Raw genomic sequence first — 17850 nt, forward strand, 5'->3', positions numbered from 1 at the left:
GAGGCCACCATACCCGTTTACAAAGCGAACAGGAAAGTCAATGAAATCAACGGTCTACCCAGACCACCCCCGCGCCAGTGCTAGCTTTGCGTACCGTCACTTATTGCACTGAAAACGAGGAGACCCCAAGCCACGGCGATGACACCATCGGCGCCCTTGGCGATCGCGCTTTTCGCGTGGCGATTGGTGATCACATCGTGCAGAACGAAGCCGCCATAGGAATGAATCGCGTCATTCAGTTCCGGACGAACCCCCAGGGAGGTGATGACGATCGGGACCTTGTGTTCCACGCAAATCGCCAGGTCATGGTCGAGCCGTTCGTTGCTTCGATGGGCGACCAGATTCACCGCATACGGTGCGGCCGGCGTGTCGGGGTGCGCTGCATCGTGTTCGGCCAGAGCGGATCGAATCTTGCTCAACCACTCGCCCAGAAGCTCCTTGGGACGTGCATTGAGCGCGGGGAAGGAGCCCACGATGCCGGCCTTGCATTGCTCTATGACGAGATCCGGGTTGGAGATGATAAAAAGCGGTGCCCCGATCACGGGCAAACGCATCGATCGATGAAGCAGAGGAGGGCGTGACATCACGTTGGGACCTTGCTGCGGCTGCTCATTGCAGCGACGCTGGCTTGAACTTCAGGCGAGTGCAGCCGCTCGGTAAAGAGGCCGTGTTCGCGAGCTATCACACGCCGAACCGCGTCGCGGTGGCCCTCGCGCATCAGCATCTTGGTCAGGCGGATGGAGTCAACCGATTTGGCGGCAATGGCTTGTGCGCTTGCCAGTGCCCGCTGCAGCGCTTCGCCATCGGCGGTGGCTTGGGTCACCATGCCGACTTCGCTTGCGGTGTCCACACCGAAGTACTCCCCCAACATCAAGAGTTCCGCTGCCTTCCGGTAGCCAGCAATCAGTGGCAGGTAGTAGCTTGAGGCACCTTCCGGGCAGGTCCCCAGATGCGTGAAAGGCAATCTGAAACGCGCACTGCGAGCCGCATACACGAGATCGAAGTGCAGCAGCATCGTGGCACTGCCGCCCACCGCGAGTCCTTCGACCGCAGCGATAAGAGGCTTTGTTGCGTCGTTCAACGCTTCCATCATGCGCTGACCTACAGGCGGATCGGTGCGCAAATCCAGCTGCTGAAATTCAGTCAGATCGCCGCCGCTGGAGTAATTTCCCCCGGCACCGGTGACGACAATGGCGCGAATATCGGGGTCGTCATTCGAGGCTTCAATTGCATCGATGAACGCGTTCGTCATCTCGTGAACGAGCGCGTTCTTTCGCTCCGGCCGATTTAGCGTCAGGAGAAGGACGCCGGGAGAGGGGCTCTCGCAAAGCAGATATGGAGTCATGGCAGAGTTCGAGTGTTGGCGTTGCGACTGCGATGTCGCGGATTCACGGTGCAGCGGTGAGTTCGATCAGCAGGGCACCGGCCGTCACTTGTGCGCCTTCCTCGAAGCACACGCGGGTCACCACGGCATCCATGGGTGCGATCGCAGGGTGCTCCATCTTCATCGCCTCGAGAACGAGCAGTGGTGTTCCCTTTTCAACCGTCTGGCCGTTGCTGACATACATGGCCACCAAACGCCCGGCCATGGGCGCGCGGACCGCTCCGGTGTTCGACGCAGCACCGCCCACGGTGCCCGTCAAGGTCTGATCGTCGAGAATGGTCTGGCGTCCGTGCTGGCTCACGAACAGGCGGTCTTCATCGAATGCCCATGCGATGGACTCGCGACCGGCGCTGGAGGTCACGGTCAGACCGTCCTCCCTGCAGCGGGTGACGGTGAAGTCTTCTGTTGCAGCGCCACAAGCCACTCGATAACGGTTCGGCTTGAAGGTTTCTATTTTGGCTTCAATCGCCTCGCCGTCGAGGGCGAACCGCATTGGCCGTGCCCAAGGTAGCGCCAACGCGATGTGCATCGGGTCGTTCCCCATGCGCAGGGCCTCGGAGGCGTACAGCACCATGGCCGCCAGCGACGCGCGCATCGGCGGCGTGCCGCGCAGCAATTCGTCGCCGTGCGCCGCAATGAAGCCGGTGGTGGCCTCACCGCTGACAAAGGTCGGATGTTGCAGACAGGCCGCAAGAAATGCCTGATTGGTTTGCATGCCCAGAACCACGGCGGTGCGCAAGGCTTCGGCGAGCGCGCTGCTGGCAGCATCTCGATCGGTGCCATGAGAAACGAACTTGGCAACCATGGAGTCGTAGTACGGCGGTACTTCGGCGCGGGCTTCCAGCGCGTGGTCGACACGCACTGCTGTGCCGGGCTGCCAGGCGAGGAGCCGGCCGCTTTGCGGCAAGAAGCCGTGCCAGGGATCTTCGGCGCACAGCCGCACCTCGACCGCATGGCCGCCGGATTCGAAGCGGCGCAGGATTTCGTCCTGCGAGCATTCGGGCAGCACCTCTCCCTGCGCGACGCGCAACTGCCATTCGACCAGGTCGTACCCGGTGAGTGCCTCGGTCACCGGGTGCTCGACCTGCAGGCGCGTGTTCATCTCCATGAAGTAGTACTCACCGCTGGCGTCGAGCAGGCATTCGATGGTGCCGGCGCCGCAGTAGGTGATCGCACGCGCGGCCGCCACCGCCATCGCGCCCATGCGCCGGCGCAGCTGTGCGCCGTCCGAGCCGGCCAAGGCCGGCGAAGGCGCCTCTTCGATCACCTTCTGGTGTCGACGCTGGACCGAACAGTCGCGCTCGCCCAGGTGCACGACGTTGCCGTGGCTGTCGGCGAAGATTTGAATCTCGACGTGGCGAGGCTGCACGATGGCCCGCTCTAGCAGCACCGTGGAATCGCCGAACGCCGCCTGCGCCTCCGAACGCGCGCTGCTCAGGTGAGCGTCGAAGGCCGCGGCCGATTCGACCAGGCGCATGCCCCTGCCGCCGCCGCCCGCGGTGGCCTTGATCATGAGAGGGAAACCGATGCGCTGGCCCTCGGCGCGCAGCGTGGCCTCATCCTGCGCGTCGCCGTCGTAGCCGGGCACGCAAGGTACCTCGGCCACCTTCATCAAACGCTTGGCTTGCGCCTTGTCGCCCATCGCACGGATGGCCGAAGGGGGCGGGCCAATCCATATCAGGCCCGCGTCAACCACCGCCTGCGCGAATTCCGCGTTCTCCGCCAGGAAGCCGTAGCCCGGGTGCACGGCACCGGCACCGCTGTGCTGCGCCGCCGCGATGATCGAGGCGGCGTTGAGGTAGGAGTCGCGTGGGGCCGACGCGCCGATCCGCACCGCATCGTCGGCGAGCTGCACATGCGGGGCGCTGACATCCGCGTCCGAATACACCGCGATGACGCGGTAGCCCAGGCGTTGCGCGGTGCGGGCAATGCGCACGGCGATTTCGCCTCGGTTGGCGATCAGGATGGATGAGAAACGTTTCATGGCCGCGCCACTCCGAATTGAATGGGGCGCACCGTACGCCGCGCCGCCTCGTTGAGAACTGTCAGGCTCAGGGCAAGCACATCACGTGTGTCGCGCGGGTCGATCACGCCGTCGTCGAGCAACAGGCTGGAGGTGGCGATCGCGCTCTGCTGGCGCTCGAAGGTGTCGACGATCGCCTTGTCCTGCGCGTCCAACGCCGCCTCGTCAACATCGAGACCCTTGCGCTTGGCACCGGCCTCGGCAACGATGCGCATCGTCATGGCGGCTTGCTCCCCTCCCATGACCGCGGTGCGCGCGTTGGGCCAGGAAAACAGGAAACTGGGCTCGTACGCCCGACCGCACATGCCGTAGTGGCCAGCGCCGAACGAGGCGCCGCACATCACGGTCAACTGGGGCACGGTCGCGTTGGCCACCGCCTGGATCATCTTGGAGCCGTGCTTGATCATGCCGCCGCGCTCGTAGGCCTGGCCGACCATGTAGCCGGTGGTGTTCTGCAAGTAGACGATGGGCGTTCCGCTCTGGCAGCAGGCCTGGATGAAGTGCGTCGCCTTGTTGGCGCCGTCCGGATCGATCGGGCCGTTGTTGGTGATGATGCCGATGGCGTGGCCCCGTATCGCGGCATGCGCGGTCACGGTGGAGGGCCCGTAGAGGGACTTGAACTCGAGGAAGTCCGAGTCATCGACGATGCGCGCGATGACTTCGCGCATGTCCGCGGGCTTGCGGCCGTCCGGGGACATGATGCCCAACAGATCCTCTGAATCGAAGCGCGGGCCTCGCACCTCGCTGCCTTGCGCGAGGGCGCCCGGCGTGAGATGCCGCGACCATTGCAGTCGCTTCACCACTTCACGCGCCAGACGAACGCCGTCGGCATCGTTTTCGGCCATGTACTCACCCAGGCCGGACACGGCTGTGTGCATCTCGGCGCCGCCCAGGTTCTCTTCGGTCGCGATCTCGCCGGTCGCGGCCTTGAGCAAGGGCGGCCCGGCCAGAAAGGCGCGCGCCCGTCCGCGCACCATGATCACGTAATCCGACAAGCCGGGCATGTAGGCCCCACCCGCCGTCGACGAGCCGTGCACAACGGTCACCACGGGCAGTCCTGCAGCCGACAAGCGCGCCAGATTGCGAAACATGGCGCCGCCGCCGACAAAGCCTTCGACCTTGTAGCGCAGCAGGTTGGCGCCCGCGCTCTCCACGAGATGGACGAAGGGCAGCTTGTTGTCCAGCGCAATGCGCTGCGCCCGCAGGATTTTCTCCAGCGCCATGGCCCGGAACGAGCCTGCCTCGATGCCCGAGTCGGAGGCCACGACCATGCAGCGCGTGCCGCCCACCATGCCGATGCCGGTGATGACGCCCGCGCCCGGCACGCACTTCGCCGGGTCCGGATGGTCGAGACCGAAGCCCGCGAGCGCCGAGAGTTCCAGGTAGGCACTGCCTGGATCGAGCAGCAGCGCGATCCGGTCCCGTGGCAACAACTGACCCCGCTTGTCGAATAGCGGTTGGGATTGCGCCGAGCGATCGCGCGTGCGCTGCTCCAGCGCCCGCACTTCGGCCAGCATGCGCAGCATGTGATCGCGGTTGGCCGCAAAGGCTTCGCTTCGCGGGTCGATGCGGGAATCGAATAGGGGCATGGTGAATCCGGGATGGGGGAACAGGCTTGCAGGTTGGACGGAAAGTCAGGCGGCCGGCACCACGTAAGGCGAATCGGCGATGGTCCAGGACGGTCCCTGCTCGGTGCGGAATATCTGCCGCAGGTGCACCTCATCGGGGCCGTCGCCAATGCGCAGACTGCGCGCGTAGACGTAGGCGTGGTGAATCAGCAGTTGGTCGCTGCCGCCCATGGCACCGAAGATCTGCATGGCGCGGTCGGCCACCTGCTGCAGCATGTTCGGAACGGCGACCTTGGAGATCGACACGTCGCGCCAGGAACCGCGATGCCCCTGCTGGTCGATCAGCCAGGCGGTGCGCTGCACCATGATCCGGGCCAGTTCGATATCGATGCGCGACTGTGCAATCGAGCGCTGCACCGTGTCGTAGTCGATAACGGCGCGCCCGAAGGTGCTCCGCTCCTTGGCCCGCGCGACCATCAGTTGCATCAGCACCTCGGCCATGCCGATGAGCCGCGTGCAATGGTGCACGCGCGCCGGCCCAAGGCGGGTTTGTGCGCCGCTGAAGCCCGCGCCTTCCTCGCCCAGCAGGTTGCCCACCGGCACGGCCACATTGACGAACTCCAGCTCGCCGATGGGCGCCACGTGGTCCTCCCATCCCATGAACCGTTGGGAGCGCACCACCCGAAGGCCAGGGGTGTCCATGGGAACGATCACCATCGAATGCTGGGCCGTGCGTTGCCCCTCGGGATTGCTGCGACCGACCACCACCACGAACTTGCAATCCGGGTGCGCGGCGCCGGTGATGAACCATTTGCGCCCGTTGATGATGTACTGGTCACCACGGCGTTCCATGCGCGTGTCGATGTTGGTGGCATCCGACGACGCGGTGTCGGGCTCGGTCAGCGCGAACGCCGACTTGGCCTCGCCTTCGAGCAACGGCCGCAGCCAGCGCTGTTTCTGCTCGGGATTGGCGACCTGCTGCAGCAAGGCCATGTTGGGCACATCCGGCGCGTGGCAATTGAACACCTCCGAGCCCCAGGGCAGGCTGCCCATGAGTTCGCACAACGGGGCGAACTCGACGTTCGACAGCTGCGTGCCAGGCTCGTCGGGCGCCAAGGCGGGCAGTGCGAGATTCCAAAGGCCCTGTTCGCGCGCCGCGGCACGCAAGGCGGGCATGAATGCCGCCTGTTGCTTGCGCACGACAACGGCGTCATGCCATTCACGGTGCCGAGGAAGCACTTGCGATTGGAAGAATGCCGTGAAGCGTTCGCGTATGTCACGCGCCCTGGGTGATTCTGAAAAGTCCACAGTGTTGTCTCGCGGTGATATTGATGTTCAGTTGCCGCTGAGCCGGGCGTTCATCTGGTCCAGCGCGCCTTGGGTTTCGGATACGAGGCGCTCGACGATCTCATCCACCGTCTTCAGTTCGTTGAACCAACCCACACCCTGGCCCGCGCCGGTATAGGAAAGGGCCTCGATGCCATGCTCCTCGACGGCCGCGAGCAACTCGCCGGTCAGCACCTGCTGGTAGGGCATGGGCAAGGGTTTGGGTGCCGAAGGCGCTTCCCATTCGTCGGTCCATGCGCTGCGGATCAAACGGGCCGATTTGCCACTGTGGCTTTTGGAGATCACCGTGTCCTCTCCACGGGCGGCCAGCACCTGGCGCAGCAAGATCTCGTTGAACGCGTGTTCGCGGCTGGTGAGCCATGCCGTGCCCAGCCAGACACCTTGCGCACCCAGCCCAAAGGCCGCCGCGATGTGCCTGCCGTGGCCCACGCCCCCGGCCGCCAGCACCGGCACGTCCCCGGCCGCTTCCACCACTTGGGGTACCAAGGAATAGGTGCCGATCGGTCCGGTGTGGCCTCCCGCATCGGCACCCTGCGCAACGATCAGGTCGACACCCGCTGTCTTCGCGGCCACGGCATGTTTTGCCGAACCCACCAGCGAGATGGTGAATTTTCCGCATTGCGCTGCGCGCTGGATGACACTGGCCGGAAGCCCGATGCCAGCCGCAAAAGCGTCAGCGCTTGAGCCGAGCACAGCGTCAATCTGTTCGGCAAACAATTGCTGCGAGCGGATCTGGCTGGAGAAGAAGGTCGCTTTTGTGGCGGGAGGTACGTTGTACTTGGTCCGCAACTGCTCAATGAACGCCTTGTTTTCTGCAGGCAGTCCGGCCACGACCGCTGCGCGATCGGTTTCGCTGCCCACGCCCGATGGCAACAGGAGGTCAACACCGAATTTCCCCGTGCCGATGCGTTCGCGGATTTCCTTGAGGTGGCTGACGATCTCGTCCGGCATATCGCGCGTGGCCCCGTAGATCGGAAAGCAGCCTGCGTTGGCCAGCGCGACCGTCACGTCGACGCTGTGAGAGAAACCAAAGATGGGGTAGCGGATGCCCAGTCGACGGCACAGCGTGGTGTTCAATGGCGTGCTCATTAGTTCACCTTGATATTGGCGCGCTTGATCAGCGTCGAATACCTTTCGGTGTCCGACTTGATCAACTGATCGACATCGGCCGATGTCATGGGGCGCACGAGTTCTGCGCCGAGCTTGACAAGCTGCTCGCGCACTTCGGGCAATTTCAGGACTTCGTTCATTTCGTTGTTGATTTGATGAATGATGGCTGCGGGGGTGCCACGTGGTGCCACGAACCCATACCAGGGAATGAGTGCGGCTTCGGCGTAACCCGCCTCGGCGAATGTCGGCACGTCGGGAAGTAACGACGAGCGTGAAGCGGAGCCGGAAGCAATGGCCTTGATGCGACCGGACTGAATCTGGGCCAGCGCCACGGTGAGCGGGAGCCCGGTAATCTGCACATTCCCGTTGATCAGATCGGCCACGATCGGTGGCGCACCTGCATAGGGCACCATCAGGAAATCTGCGCCAGATGCATGTTTCAGTGCCTCGAGGAGAAATTGACTGGAAGACCCATTCATCGTCCCCGCTGTTATCTCTTTGGGCTTGGCCTTGGCGAGTTCGACGACATCGCGCAGCGTCTTCACGGGCAGCTTTTCAGTGGCCACAATGATCATTGGCGAGTAGCCGACGACCCCCAAACCGACGAAATCCTTCATGGGATTCCAAGCGGCATCTTTTGATAGCGATGGGTTGGCGGCAAACGATGGCCCGACCATCAACCAGGTATATCCATCGGGTTCGCTGCGCAGTGCCGCCAGCGTTCCGATGTTGGATGACGCGCCTGGTCGGGGTTCGACAACGATCGACTGCGACCACCGCTTTGCCATGGCGTTGGTCACGACGCGCGCGAAAAGGTCAACGACACCGCCAGCGGGGTAAGGAACGATGACCCGAATCGGCTTCGATGGATAAGCGCTTTGAGATAGTGCGGGACTGGCTATGGCGACGGCCGTCAGCAAGACGGCGAAGAACCGGGTGGTCAGGTGTCTCATGGATATCTTTCTAGGTGTGGTTTCGGGTAGGCGGTGATCTCATGCGGCAATCGATGGCGCGTGGGAATCGACAATTCAGGCGCGCGCATGCGCCATGTGCGATGTGTGGATAGGGATTGCTTGTTTTTCCAGTTGGGCTTGTGCTTGGAAAACACCGGATCACACGACCGATTTCTCGCGCAGAGTCTGTAGTTGGGCTTCGGATAAACCCATTTGCCGGGTATAAAAATCCTGGTTGTATTCGCCCAGAGTGCCGGCGGTCGACCGGACCGCGCCCGGATTGCTCACGAAGCGAGGCACCACGTTTTGCATGCGCACCGACCCGAAGTCCGCGTCTGGCACAGAGACGATGGCTTCTCGCGCCACCATCTGGGGATCGTTGACGATCTGGTCGATGGAATAGATCGGCGCAATTGCTCCGCCTTCGCGCTCGAACGCTTCGAGGATTTCGTCCAGGGTGTGCTCACCCATCCAGCGGGAGAACACCTCATTCAATTCGGCCGAGTAACCCATTCGCAAACTATTGGTCATGAAACGCGGATCCTCTGGCAGGTCAGGGCGACCAATGGAGCGGGCGTTGGCGACAAAAATCGCGTTGGTGCTGCCCGACAGCGAGACATAGCGTCCGTCTCGACTTGAATACACCGCAGAGGGGGCGGAGTACTGGTTGGCATTGCCCGAACGCTCGCGCACTTCTCCCAACTGGTCGTGCTCGATCGGCAGGAAATCGAGCAAGCGAAGCACGGCCTCCGTCATCGACAGGTCGATCTCCTCGCCAGGCGCATCGGGCTCCATGACACGCCGGCACAAGGCGGCCAGCACGCCGATGGTGCCGAACAGGCCACCGATCGCATCCCCCATCGGGTACCCGGTATGCATCGGTGCGCCTTCCGGCTCACCGGTGATATAGGTGAGTCCGCCCATGGCTTCAAACAACCGGGCAAAGCCGGCCCGATCACGGTAGGGGCCCGTCTGGCCAAAACCTGTGGCACGCAAGATCACCAGACGCGGCTGCAGTTCCCAGAGGACTTCGCGCGTCAAACCCCAGCGGTCCAGCGTACCGGGCCGGAAGTTCTCCACCAGCACGTCGAAGCCCTTGATCATTTGCTTGAACAGAGCCAGGCCTTCAGGCAGTCGCAAGTCGAGCGTAATGAACTTCTTGTTGCGGTTGATGGCCTTCCACCACAACGATTTGCCGTCCTTGAAAGGAGGGAAGTCTCGCGCACCGTCGCCGTGGCCAGGAAGCTCCATCTTGATGACGTCAGCGCCATAGTCGGCGAGCAAGGTCGCGCAGGAGGGCGCCGCGATGATCGTCGCGATGTCGAGAACCTTCAATCCGCTCAGCGGTCCGCTCATGGTTGTTTCCTGTTGCTTGTTCCATCGTTTCTAGAGGCCAACGCAGGCACTCAGAACAAATAAATGGATCAAAAATCTTAAAGTGTTCCTGTATTTTGAACTTCGTGGATAAATTGGTCAATGCCTCTCATCGCGCGGCCTGCTCGTTGAGCCGCCGCTGCATCCGCTGTTGTGATGAAGAAGAAAACAGCCAAGCAGCCTCGATCAGTGCTGGGCTGCGGGTGCGCTGATGTGTTTGAGAGATGGCGCACCACAGTGGTCGGTGCGCTTGCGTGCGCTGTGGGCGCCCCCTGCGGCCGGACAGATCGTGGCGCGCCAGGGCAAGGCGCTCAGGCCCAGGGCGGTGACGCGCTAAACTTTGGCCTGATTCCGTCGACCGAAGTCAACCCGATCGAGCGCCTATGGAAGGCCATGCGCGAGGACTGCCATGGCAACCATTTCATGGCCGCTTTTTATGCCTTCGAGAGCTCCGCCGCGGATGCGGCAGCCGGCTTTATGGCTTCCACATGGTGCGAATGCTGGCTGCCAGTGCGACGGCGCGTGGCGCGACATCATTCTCTAGCTGCCCGTAACCAAGTCGGAACGCTGGAATGCCGCAATTCATCGCCAGCGCTGTCCCATCGGGCAAGGTCAGCAAGGGCACGCCCACCGCGTGCACTCTGGGATCGAAGTCGCCGTAAGACAGGCAGTAGCCCTGACGCGCGCAATCCTGCACGGCCTCGGCCGCCTTGGCATGGTGGCGCTCCCACAGGTCTGGCATGTCGGTGCGGGTTTGCTCGAGAACGCGCATTCGTGTTGCTTCATCGAGCTGCGCCAGCAATGCCCGACCGATCGCCGTCTGGATCAAAGGCGCATTGTTGCCCACGTCGGGCGACCGTGGGTGGGGGTCGGTGCTTCGAGCCGTTTCAACGTAAATCAGGCTGAGACGATCCAGGGCACCCAGCGAGACCGCACCGCGGATTTCGCGTGCAACCTCCAGCATCAACGGCCGCGCGACCAGCCGGATCGTCAAGCTGCGCAGTACAGGGTAGGCCAAGGCGAGCAAACGCACGCCAGGGCGAAACTTGCCTTCGTCGTTGCGGGTCAGAAAGCCCAGTTCAATGAGGGTTGAACTCAAGCGGGAAACGGTCGGCTTCGATAGACCTGTGCGCCGCGAAAGTTCGGCATTGCCAAGCCAGGTATCTTCAGGACCGAAGGCCTCGATGAGAGAGAGTCCGCGCGCCAACGTGGTTGCAAACCATTCGCCGTGTTCGCTCTCATCTCGGACGGTTTTGGTCGTGGGCGGCTGTATTTCGGGTTTGGGCATGATTGGAACATTTTCCCATAAACGTTTCGAAACTCGATGGAGGATGCGGTGAGACGTATTGATGGTCTCCGAGGCTTTGGCACTGGGCACGTCCAGGAGCCGCGCGTGGCCAGGGCAGGCCAGAGTTCCGCCGGGAACTCGCGCATAGCTCGACGCACTTCTTGACGTAGACGCTGGCGCACGTGGGCTATGCAAGCAGCTTGGAGGCGGGGGTGTTGGACAGTCCACCGCGGCGCTGATATCCAAGCACCACGGCAACGGACTGATGGCCTGTCATCGCCATCGTGTCGGCGATCGAGACGTTCTGTGCAGCCGCTTCGGTGACGAAGCCAGACCGCAATGAGTGTGCAGAAAACTTCCCCTCAACCCCCGCCAACAAACACCGCACTTGCACGATGTCGCGCACGGCTGCAGCCGACAGTGGCCCACCCAGGTGGCCGCCCTTGAGCACGCGGCGGAAGAGGGCGCCCTCGCGGATCCTACTCACCGACAACCAGTCTTCCAGCGCTGCACCCGCAGCACCGAGCACGGGCTTGTGGTTCTCGGGCCGGTCGACGCCGCTCTGGTTCGTTTTCGAGAAGACCAGCTCGTAAGAAAACTCCCCCGATCCGGTCTTCTTCAGGAACTTCATGTCCGCCGCGGCCACTTCGGAGCGCCGGCGCCCACCACTGGCCCAGGCAAAGAGGAGGAGGGCGCGATCGCGTTTGCCTTTCAATGTCTCATCGCAGGTGGCCAGCACAAGCTGCAGCGGATCCTTGGTCAGCGCGTCTTTTTTCTTGGGCAACTCGCCGCGCTTGGCGTAGGCCTTGCGCGTGCGCGAGAGCAGCTCGCGCACCTTGGGGTCCTGACACGGGTTTTTCACCTCGCGCATCTGGTGGGCTTTGGAGAGCACCGCCAGGCGGTGCACGAGCGTGTTGTGCGCCATCGGTCCCGCCTTTCCCTTGTAGCCGGCCTGAACCAGGGCGGTGTCAATCCCGGCCGGGAGCTCGTGCACCAGGCCCTTGGGCGTGCTGCGCTGCGCGTGGTCGACGATGAACTGCAGCACGCAAGCCGCTGGCAACGGCAGGCTGATCTGCGCCCCGTAACGAATCCCGTACCAGGCGGCCCAATATCGAAGTGCGCTGCGGTAGCTCAGCTGCGTATTGAGCGATTCACCTTCGCGCAGCAGGTCGGCCACGGCCTGCGCGGTCACATCGCTGAGCTCATGCGGCTGCAGGGCGGGGGTTTTCTGGAGGATGGGCAGGCGCATGTTCAGGGCAGGGTGACGAATGGAGTTTTATCGCACATACTATGTATGATTTGATACGAAACGGGTCGATAAATCACGATAAGTATCCCTTATCGTTGGTAATTTACAGTGTGAAGCAGGGCGGTGCAAATGAAAAGTTCGAGAGTCTCCCGAGGCGTTCAGGTCGATGAGGTCTGGGGCGCGGCCGACGCCGTGCTCGCCCAAGGCGAGCGGCCCACGATTGAGCGCGTGCGCGCGCACCTCGGACGAGGATCGCCGAACACCGTGGCGCCCATGCTCGATGCCTGGTACGCCTCGTTGGCCAAACGACTGGGGGGTGGCGATGAGGGCGTCGGGGAGCAGGGCGCCCTGCCAGCACCGGTTCTGCGGGCGGCCAAGGCGCTGTGGGGTCGCGCCCAGCAGCACGCCCAGGAGCAGGCGGCGCAATCGGTACAGGTCGATCGAGACGCACTGGAAAGGTTAGTAGAGCGGCTCGCGGCCGAGCGAGTCACCCTCGATCAAGAACAGCAACGGCTGAACGAGCGCTCGGAAGCACTGGGCGCCGCGCTTCAGGCCAAGGACCACCAGCTTGCGGATCTGCTTCGCCAGGTTACCGACCTGCAAAAAGGGCTGCTGGGCCGGGACGCTGAAATTGAATCCGTGCGCGCCCAGAATGCTGCGGCAACGCAAGCGTTGCAAGCCGAGCGTGGTCGCCTCAATGCGCTGAACGAGGAGCACCGGCAGGAGCGTGAGCGCCTGGAACAACGAGCTTCAGCTCAAGAAAGACGGCTGTTGGAGGACGTCGATAGGGCGCGACAGGAACTCAAACGCGTCACCCTCTTGCTCGCAGATGAAAACAAAAAGGCGGCCAAGGCGTTGGGAGATTCGCACGAGCTGGCCCAGTCTCTTCGGGTGCAGGTCAGCGCACTGAGCGCTGAGAAAGCCGGCTTGGCCCGTGAGATCCTTTCTGCACGCGAGGACTTGCAAACAGCCCAGTCGCAACAGGCGCAGTTCCGAAAAAACACGACGGAGCTGTTGGTCGAGCTCAAGACACGTCTTCCCAAGGGAGACGCCAACGCTGGGACACCCGCGAAGCGGTCCAAAACGAAGAACGTGCTCAAACGCTAGTAGCGCAACAGCACGATACTTCGCGCCGGATGGTTGGCGGTCAACCAATCCGCAGAACACACAAAATAAAGTTCTATCCCTGTTAGTTGCCAGGACGGTTATGCGGCAGCCGGAACTTTGGCGGTCAGCTCGATGCCCAAGGCTTTCATGACCGCCAGAGTCGTCTTTAGGGTCGGGTTGCCGTTCTCGCTGAAAGAGCGGTAAAGCTGCTCGCGGGAAAGCCCGGTTTGCCCAGCAATCTGGGCCATTCCCTTGGCACGCGCGACGACCCCCAGCGCGTGCGCGATATAGCCGACGTCATTCGTCTGGAACGCTTCCGCCATGAAGATCGCAATGGCTTCGTCCGAAGTCAGATCCTCGGCGGGATCATAGGTAGTCAGTTTTTCAGCCATTTCATTCGCTCCATGCTTCAGCCAGGCGCTTTGCAGCCTTGATGTCCTTCGCTTGCGTGCTTTTGTCACCGCCGCACAGCAAGACGATGATCGTGCTTCCTCTCTTCTGGAAGTAGATGCGGTATCCAGGGCCATGGTGAATACGCAATTCGCTGACTCCCTGCCCCACGGGCTCCACATCGCCCGCAAGACCAAAGGCGAGGCGGTCCAGTCGGGACGCCACCAAGATGCGCGCTCGTTCGTCCTTGAGCCGCGTTCGCCATTTCCTGAATGTCTCTGTTTGTTTTAACTCGATCATTGATGATCGAACTGTAGTTTATGGACTACTGCCTGTCAACCAAGCCTTGGCTGCGCATCAACCTACGCTGTACAGCGTATGGAATGCTTTGAGCACACAGTCCAAGACGCGTTGGATAGTGGCTACGTTCATAAAGTCGGAAAAAATCTTAGTTAAATCAAATACTTAACTGCTTTTCTGCGGATTTTGCAGGAATCACGGCCGACCCTCAATATGGGCTACACGGTCCCGGCCATGAAAGCCATCATCAACCGTGCTGAAAACACGGTCGACAGCCGGACGATGGCCAATCTGATCCGTGACCAGTTCATGGAAATGCGCGGACGTGTCAACGTCCTCAATACTGTTGTGCCTTCAGCCGTGGCTTACCGCAAGGCGGCAACCTTGCAGGTGCCAGTCCACTGGGTGGACCCTGTGAAGGCCGGCGATGTGATGCACCAGCTTCTCTGGGAACTGATTCCTTCCCTAGAAGGCAAGTTCACCCCGAACCACCGGGGCGAATTGCCCGAACCCACCTCGAAAACGGCGACACACAGCCACCCCACGGACGCCTTGCCATCCCAAAGCTGAAGCTGAAGGAGGCAGACCGTGAATAAAACCCCTGAGAGCGTGACGGCCGCGCAGCGTGCGCAGCGGCTGGGCATCACGTTGGTGGAAGCCGACACGTCAACCCCGTCACTTTCCGACGCAAAGGACACGGCAATCGTGAAACCTAATAAACAACTGCAGCACCAGAACATGGCCCGCGAGAACATGATGCGCGGCCTGTCCCTTGAGACGCCACGCAACGCCAAGCCGGCCATCGACCCACGGGCCGACAAGGACATGTCGTTTTCGTTGCTGCCGATTGACGACATCGAGCCCTACGAGCACAACCCGCGCACCGGCCTGAACCCCCGCTACGACGAAATCAAGGCCAGCATCCGTGCCGAAGGGATCACCAACACACTGACGGTGACGCGCCGCCCGCAGTCGCAGAAGTACATGCCCTACGGCGGCGGCAACACCCGACTGCGCATCGCCAAGGAGCTTTATCACGAGGAAGGCGACCAGCGTTTTGCCCAACTGCACGTCATCGTGCGGGCCTGGCCAGGGGACGCCAACACCATTTCCGCGCACCTGGCCGAGAACGAGATGCGTGGCGACATCTCTTTCTGGGAGAAGGCCCACGGCGTGGACTTGTTCCGTCAGGAGTTCCAGCGCGAGCACGGTCGCGTGCTCACGGCAGGTGACCTGAACAAGGAACTGCGCGAGCGTGGCATCAACTTCGGCATCAAGACCATTCAGAATTTCTTGTTCGCGGTCGAACACTTGAAGCCGGTCGGTTCATGGCTCAAGTCAACGGATGTGAACGAGATCATCCGTCCTTGTATGGGCGGGTTGCTGGACTTGGCCAAGGCACTTGACACCGTGCCTGCGGTCGAGCAGGCCATGGCAAAGGTGCTGAACGAGCGCGCCAACGAATTGCTGTTGCTGGTCACCCAGAACACCGAGTTGCCTGAGAACGAGCGGCATACCCTGAACCTGGATGTCGATAACCTGGTCAAGCGTTTGAATCTGGCCGCAGCGCAGGCCCTGAACTGCGATCCTGCCGTCATACCCCTGATGGTCACAGCCCTGGCCAACGACAGCCGGATCAGTGCCGATTCGCTGCGCCGGATCAAGGTGGTGCAAGCGCCTGCGCCCGCCCCCGAAAGCGTGTCCCCCCAGGAGTCAGACCCCGCCGCGAACCAGCTGCCTCTGGCAGGCATGCTGGCTGGCGTGCCTGGACGTGCGGCTCCCACGCCGTCACTTGCAGCCGCGCCCCAGCCCACGTCATCGCCCCCGGCCGGCCGGGCGCCAGTCGCCTCAGGCGGTGCGCAGGCCAACGCCCCAGTGGTCCCCGGCCCGAGCCTCGACTCGGCACCTGCGAATCCGCTGGCCAACGTGCACCAGCTGCTGCAGGAGTTGGATGCGGAGGTGCCGATCCGGGACGCCATCATGTCGGCGCCCTACATGCCCTTCGGCTTCCTCGTGGAGTTTCCGACCGATCTGTATTCGATTGAGGGTCAACCACTCGATGAAGCCCTTGCTGGGTTGCGTGCCGGGATGCTCAAGTTTCTGATCGGTGTTTCCGGCCAGCTCAACACGCCCTACATGGTCAAGCACACCAACGCCCAGGCTTCGAGCTGGATGGCGGCGGTGCTGTCCGGTATCAGCGGCTTTGCCGAGACCTACCGCACCCGCCTTGTGGGGGACATGCCAGATGGGGGCCAGCCGTGCCTGGCTCTGTCCGAACTGACCCAGATTCTCAATTCGCCCGGCTTGTCCTACCTGGTGCCCAAGCTGCTGCTGGCCATGGAGCAGGTGCGGGTGAACCACCCCGAACGCATGGATGCGTTCAAGCCTCAGGCATGAGGTCGGCACAGATCGACCGCCGCCATTGAGTGCACGCAATGAATGAACAGCAAACCCAGGGAGTAACCGATGTTGGCCGTGACCAACCCCATGCTTAAACGACTCGTCCTTGAGGACATTGTGGAACGCATAGACCGAGGCGGCATCGACAGCTTGCTGGAATGCGGGCTGACGCCCGATTTCATCGACATGATCCGACGCCGCCCGGCACGCGATCTGATCCACATCGCCAGCATCGGTCAGCTGCAAATCAATGTGTCGCTGGAGCCAGGCAAAGTGGTCTCCCACTTGAAGCAACTGGACTGGTTGCGCCAGGATGCCGAGATCCGCGAATACTTCATCCGCAATGGCGCGACGCAGCGCATGCTGATGCGGATCTTCAAGATTTCCAGCGCCGATCTGCGCGTGCTGCGAGAGCAATTGCTCGACGGCGAGACCGTTGGCGGGCGCACCCGCATGCCTGAGCCCGATGTGCGCGATGCCATCCACAGTGAGTGGGCGCGGCTGCAAACCGCCTTTGAACATGAGCGTGAACAGATTTACCACCTGCACCAGCGCTTCCCTGATTACACGATTGCCGCACTCGCATCGACGCTGAGCGAGTTCGATACCGAGTAACGGCCACTCTGACCTCTCTAAGTCTGCTCCCATCCCCATCCAATGGAGTCCGCCATGACCACCACCGCCGATGCACGTTCTTCTGCAGCGCAACCAGTCAAGCCGAGCGCAACGCCGGTCGGTGGCAATCGAAAGCATCGCCGCGATACGTCACGGCTTCGGCTGGTGGGATGGGCGGGGCAGGGCGACAGCGAGCCCTCGGGCGAGCGCCTGAGCCAGACCACTGGCTTGCAGTCCCCAAGTGACGTGCCGTTGCTGGGCCAGGCCATGCTGCTCGATGTGATGGGGCAAGCGCCCGTGTCCTTCCATCGCGTGTATGTGGACATCACAGGCAACGTGCTCACCGCCCTGTGGCTTTCCTACGCGGTGCAGAAGTTGACGCAGGCCGAGATGGCCGGTCAACAGCCCGTGGATGAGCATGGCGAATTCGTGTTCTCCGCGTCCGAGCATGAGTATGAGCAGGAGACCGCACTGACCAAGGCCCAACAAGCTCTCGCGCGCAATGCGCTCAAGCGCCAGGGCCTGCTCATGGACACGCGTCGCAGCCGTCAACAGGTCATGGTCTACCGCCTCAATGTGGCCGTCCTGATCGACAGCCTGTTGGCCAGTGCCCAGCGCACCGCACGGGCCTTGGAGCTGCAAGAGCAGGAACGGCAGCTCCACGAGGTGCCCAGCCTGCAAACGCTGCGGCACCAGGCGCCGACTGCAGCTGTCAGGGCTTGAACTCAGCGGTACTTCGCAG

Annotated in this window: 16 protein-coding genes and 1 pseudogene; 5 read left to right on the plus strand and 12 right to left on the minus strand. The window is 62.4% G+C overall.

Going from position 1 to position 17850, the window contains the following annotated elements; all coding sequences use genetic code 11:
• Positions 1-122 precede the first annotated feature (122 nt).
• The 10 genes and pseudogenes from ACFQPB_RS21875 to ACFQPB_RS21920 all read right to left on the minus strand — a co-directional run.
• A pseudogene (locus ACFQPB_RS21875) lies at positions 123-584 on the minus strand (NAD(P)H-dependent flavin oxidoreductase); the annotation flags it as partial.
• Positions 584-1345, minus strand: coding sequence for an enoyl-CoA hydratase-related protein (locus ACFQPB_RS21880; RefSeq protein ID WP_082401357.1), 762 nt, complete (start codon positions 1343-1345; stop codon positions 584-586). The pseudogene ACFQPB_RS21875 and the gene ACFQPB_RS21880, both read right to left, overlap by 1 nt.
• A gap of 43 nt (positions 1346-1388) precedes the next feature.
• Positions 1389-3368, minus strand: coding sequence for an acetyl/propionyl/methylcrotonyl-CoA carboxylase subunit alpha (locus ACFQPB_RS21885; RefSeq protein ID WP_054459463.1), 1980 nt, complete (start codon positions 3366-3368; stop codon positions 1389-1391).
• Positions 3365-4996, minus strand: coding sequence for an acyl-CoA carboxylase subunit beta (locus ACFQPB_RS21890; RefSeq protein ID WP_054459465.1), 1632 nt, complete (start codon positions 4994-4996; stop codon positions 3365-3367). The genes ACFQPB_RS21885 and ACFQPB_RS21890 overlap by 4 nt, the downstream gene beginning before the upstream one ends.
• A gap of 45 nt (positions 4997-5041) precedes the next feature.
• Positions 5042-6283, minus strand: coding sequence for an acyl-CoA dehydrogenase family protein (locus tag ACFQPB_RS21895; RefSeq protein ID WP_054459466.1), 1242 nt, complete (start codon positions 6281-6283; stop codon positions 5042-5044).
• A 27-nt stretch (positions 6284-6310) separates the two neighbouring features.
• Positions 6311-7411: an NAD(P)H-dependent flavin oxidoreductase gene (locus ACFQPB_RS21900; RefSeq protein WP_054459468.1), complete on the minus strand. Its 1101-nt coding sequence runs from the start codon at positions 7409-7411 to the stop codon at positions 6311-6313.
• On the minus strand, positions 7411-8385 hold the full coding sequence (locus ACFQPB_RS21905; protein ID WP_082401358.1) for a Bug family tripartite tricarboxylate transporter substrate binding protein: 975 nt from the start codon (positions 8383-8385) through the stop codon (positions 7411-7413). Before ACFQPB_RS21905 ends, ACFQPB_RS21900 begins: the two co-directional genes overlap by 1 nt.
• 159 nt (positions 8386-8544) lie before the next feature.
• Positions 8545-9741: a CaiB/BaiF CoA transferase family protein gene (locus ACFQPB_RS21910; RefSeq protein WP_054459471.1), complete on the minus strand. Its 1197-nt coding sequence runs from the start codon at positions 9739-9741 to the stop codon at positions 8545-8547.
• A 493-nt stretch (positions 9742-10234) separates the two neighbouring features.
• The gene (locus ACFQPB_RS21915) at positions 10235-11047 is read right to left on the minus strand and encodes an IclR family transcriptional regulator (RefSeq protein WP_054459473.1); all 813 of its coding nucleotides are present in this window, start codon (positions 11045-11047) and stop codon (positions 10235-10237) included.
• Positions 11048-11234: 187 nt separating this feature from the next.
• Positions 11235-12296, minus strand: a complete 1062-nt coding sequence (locus ACFQPB_RS21920) for a site-specific integrase (RefSeq protein WP_054459475.1) — start codon at positions 12294-12296, stop codon at positions 11235-11237.
• 129 nt (positions 12297-12425) lie between these two features.
• Here ACFQPB_RS21920 and ACFQPB_RS21925 point away from each other — a divergent pair, with 129 nt between their 5' ends.
• Positions 12426-13403 carry a DNA-binding protein gene (locus ACFQPB_RS21925; RefSeq protein WP_054459477.1) on the plus strand — a complete coding sequence of 326 codons (978 nt, stop codon included), beginning with the start codon at positions 12426-12428 and terminating at the stop codon, positions 13401-13403.
• A 98-nt stretch (positions 13404-13501) separates the two neighbouring features.
• Here the strand turns inward: ACFQPB_RS21925 and ACFQPB_RS21930 are convergent, their stop codons facing one another.
• Positions 13502-13795, minus strand: coding sequence for an addiction module antidote protein (locus ACFQPB_RS21930; RefSeq protein ID WP_054459479.1), 294 nt, complete (start codon positions 13793-13795; stop codon positions 13502-13504).
• Between the two features lies 1 nt (position 13796).
• A complete protein-coding gene (locus ACFQPB_RS21935; RefSeq protein WP_054459481.1) occupies positions 13797-14093 on the minus strand; it encodes a type II toxin-antitoxin system RelE/ParE family toxin in 297 nt (98 codons plus the stop codon).
• A 234-nt stretch (positions 14094-14327) separates the two neighbouring features.
• On the opposite strand from ACFQPB_RS21935, the gene ACFQPB_RS21940 reads away from it, so the two are divergent.
• The 4 genes from ACFQPB_RS21940 (at position 14328) to ACFQPB_RS21955 (ending at position 17831) form a co-directional block, all read left to right on the plus strand.
• On the plus strand, positions 14328-14663 hold the full coding sequence (locus ACFQPB_RS21940; RefSeq protein ID WP_382228043.1) for a hypothetical protein: 336 nt from the start codon (positions 14328-14330) through the stop codon (positions 14661-14663).
• An 18-nt stretch (positions 14664-14681) separates the two neighbouring features.
• Positions 14682-16490 carry a ParB family protein gene (locus tag ACFQPB_RS21945; RefSeq protein WP_382228045.1) on the plus strand — a complete coding sequence of 603 codons (1809 nt, stop codon included), beginning with the start codon at positions 14682-14684 and terminating at the stop codon, positions 16488-16490.
• Positions 16491-16559: 69 nt separating this feature from the next.
• Complete coding sequence (locus ACFQPB_RS21950; protein WP_382228048.1) at positions 16560-17108, plus strand: STY4526/YPO1902 family pathogenicity island replication protein; 549 nt, start codon at positions 16560-16562, stop codon at positions 17106-17108.
• Positions 17109-17162: 54 nt separating this feature from the next.
• Positions 17163-17831: a hypothetical protein gene (locus ACFQPB_RS21955; RefSeq protein ID WP_382228050.1), complete on the plus strand. Its 669-nt coding sequence runs from the start codon at positions 17163-17165 to the stop codon at positions 17829-17831.
• Positions 17832-17850 lie beyond the last annotated feature (19 nt).

The sequence above is a fragment of the Hydrogenophaga atypica genome (assembly GCF_042665215.1).
GTDB lineage: Bacteria > Pseudomonadota > Gammaproteobacteria > Burkholderiales > Burkholderiaceae_C > Hydrogenophaga > Hydrogenophaga defluvii_A.

Excerpts from the sequence above, each read along its gene's own strand:
- ACFQPB_RS21880 (WP_082401357.1), bottom strand. The coding sequence starts at position 1,345 with ATGACTCCATATCTGCTTTGCGAGAGCCCCTCTCCCGGCGTCCTTCTC.
- ACFQPB_RS21885 (WP_054459463.1), bottom strand. The coding sequence starts at position 3,368 with ATGAAACGTTTCTCATCCATCCTGATCGCCAACCGAGGCGAAATCGCC.
- ACFQPB_RS21890 (WP_054459465.1), bottom strand. The coding sequence starts at position 4,996 with ATGCCCCTATTCGATTCCCGCATCGACCCGCGAAGCGAAGCCTTTGCG.
- ACFQPB_RS21900 (WP_054459468.1), bottom strand. The coding sequence starts at position 7,411 with ATGAGCACGCCATTGAACACCACGCTGTGCCGTCGACTGGGCATCCGC.
- ACFQPB_RS21905 (WP_082401358.1), bottom strand. The coding sequence starts at position 8,385 with ATGAGACACCTGACCACCCGGTTCTTCGCCGTCTTGCTGACGGCCGTC.
- ACFQPB_RS21910 (WP_054459471.1), bottom strand. The coding sequence starts at position 9,741 with ATGAGCGGACCGCTGAGCGGATTGAAGGTTCTCGACATCGCGACGATC.
- ACFQPB_RS21915 (WP_054459473.1), bottom strand. The coding sequence starts at position 11,047 with ATGCCCAAACCCGAAATACAGCCGCCCACGACCAAAACCGTCCGAGAT.
- ACFQPB_RS21920 (WP_054459475.1), bottom strand. The coding sequence starts at position 12,296 with ATGCGCCTGCCCATCCTCCAGAAAACCCCCGCCCTGCAGCCGCATGAG.
- ACFQPB_RS21925 (WP_054459477.1), top strand. The coding sequence starts at position 12,426 with ATGAAAAGTTCGAGAGTCTCCCGAGGCGTTCAGGTCGATGAGGTCTGG.
- ACFQPB_RS21930 (WP_054459479.1), bottom strand. The coding sequence starts at position 13,795 with ATGGCTGAAAAACTGACTACCTATGATCCCGCCGAGGATCTGACTTCG.
- ACFQPB_RS21935 (WP_054459481.1), bottom strand. The coding sequence starts at position 14,093 with ATGATCGAGTTAAAACAAACAGAGACATTCAGGAAATGGCGAACGCGG.
- ACFQPB_RS21940 (WP_382228043.1), top strand. The coding sequence starts at position 14,328 with ATGAAAGCCATCATCAACCGTGCTGAAAACACGGTCGACAGCCGGACG.
- ACFQPB_RS21950 (WP_382228048.1), top strand. The coding sequence starts at position 16,560 with ATGTTGGCCGTGACCAACCCCATGCTTAAACGACTCGTCCTTGAGGAC.
- ACFQPB_RS21955 (WP_382228050.1), top strand. The coding sequence starts at position 17,163 with ATGACCACCACCGCCGATGCACGTTCTTCTGCAGCGCAACCAGTCAAG.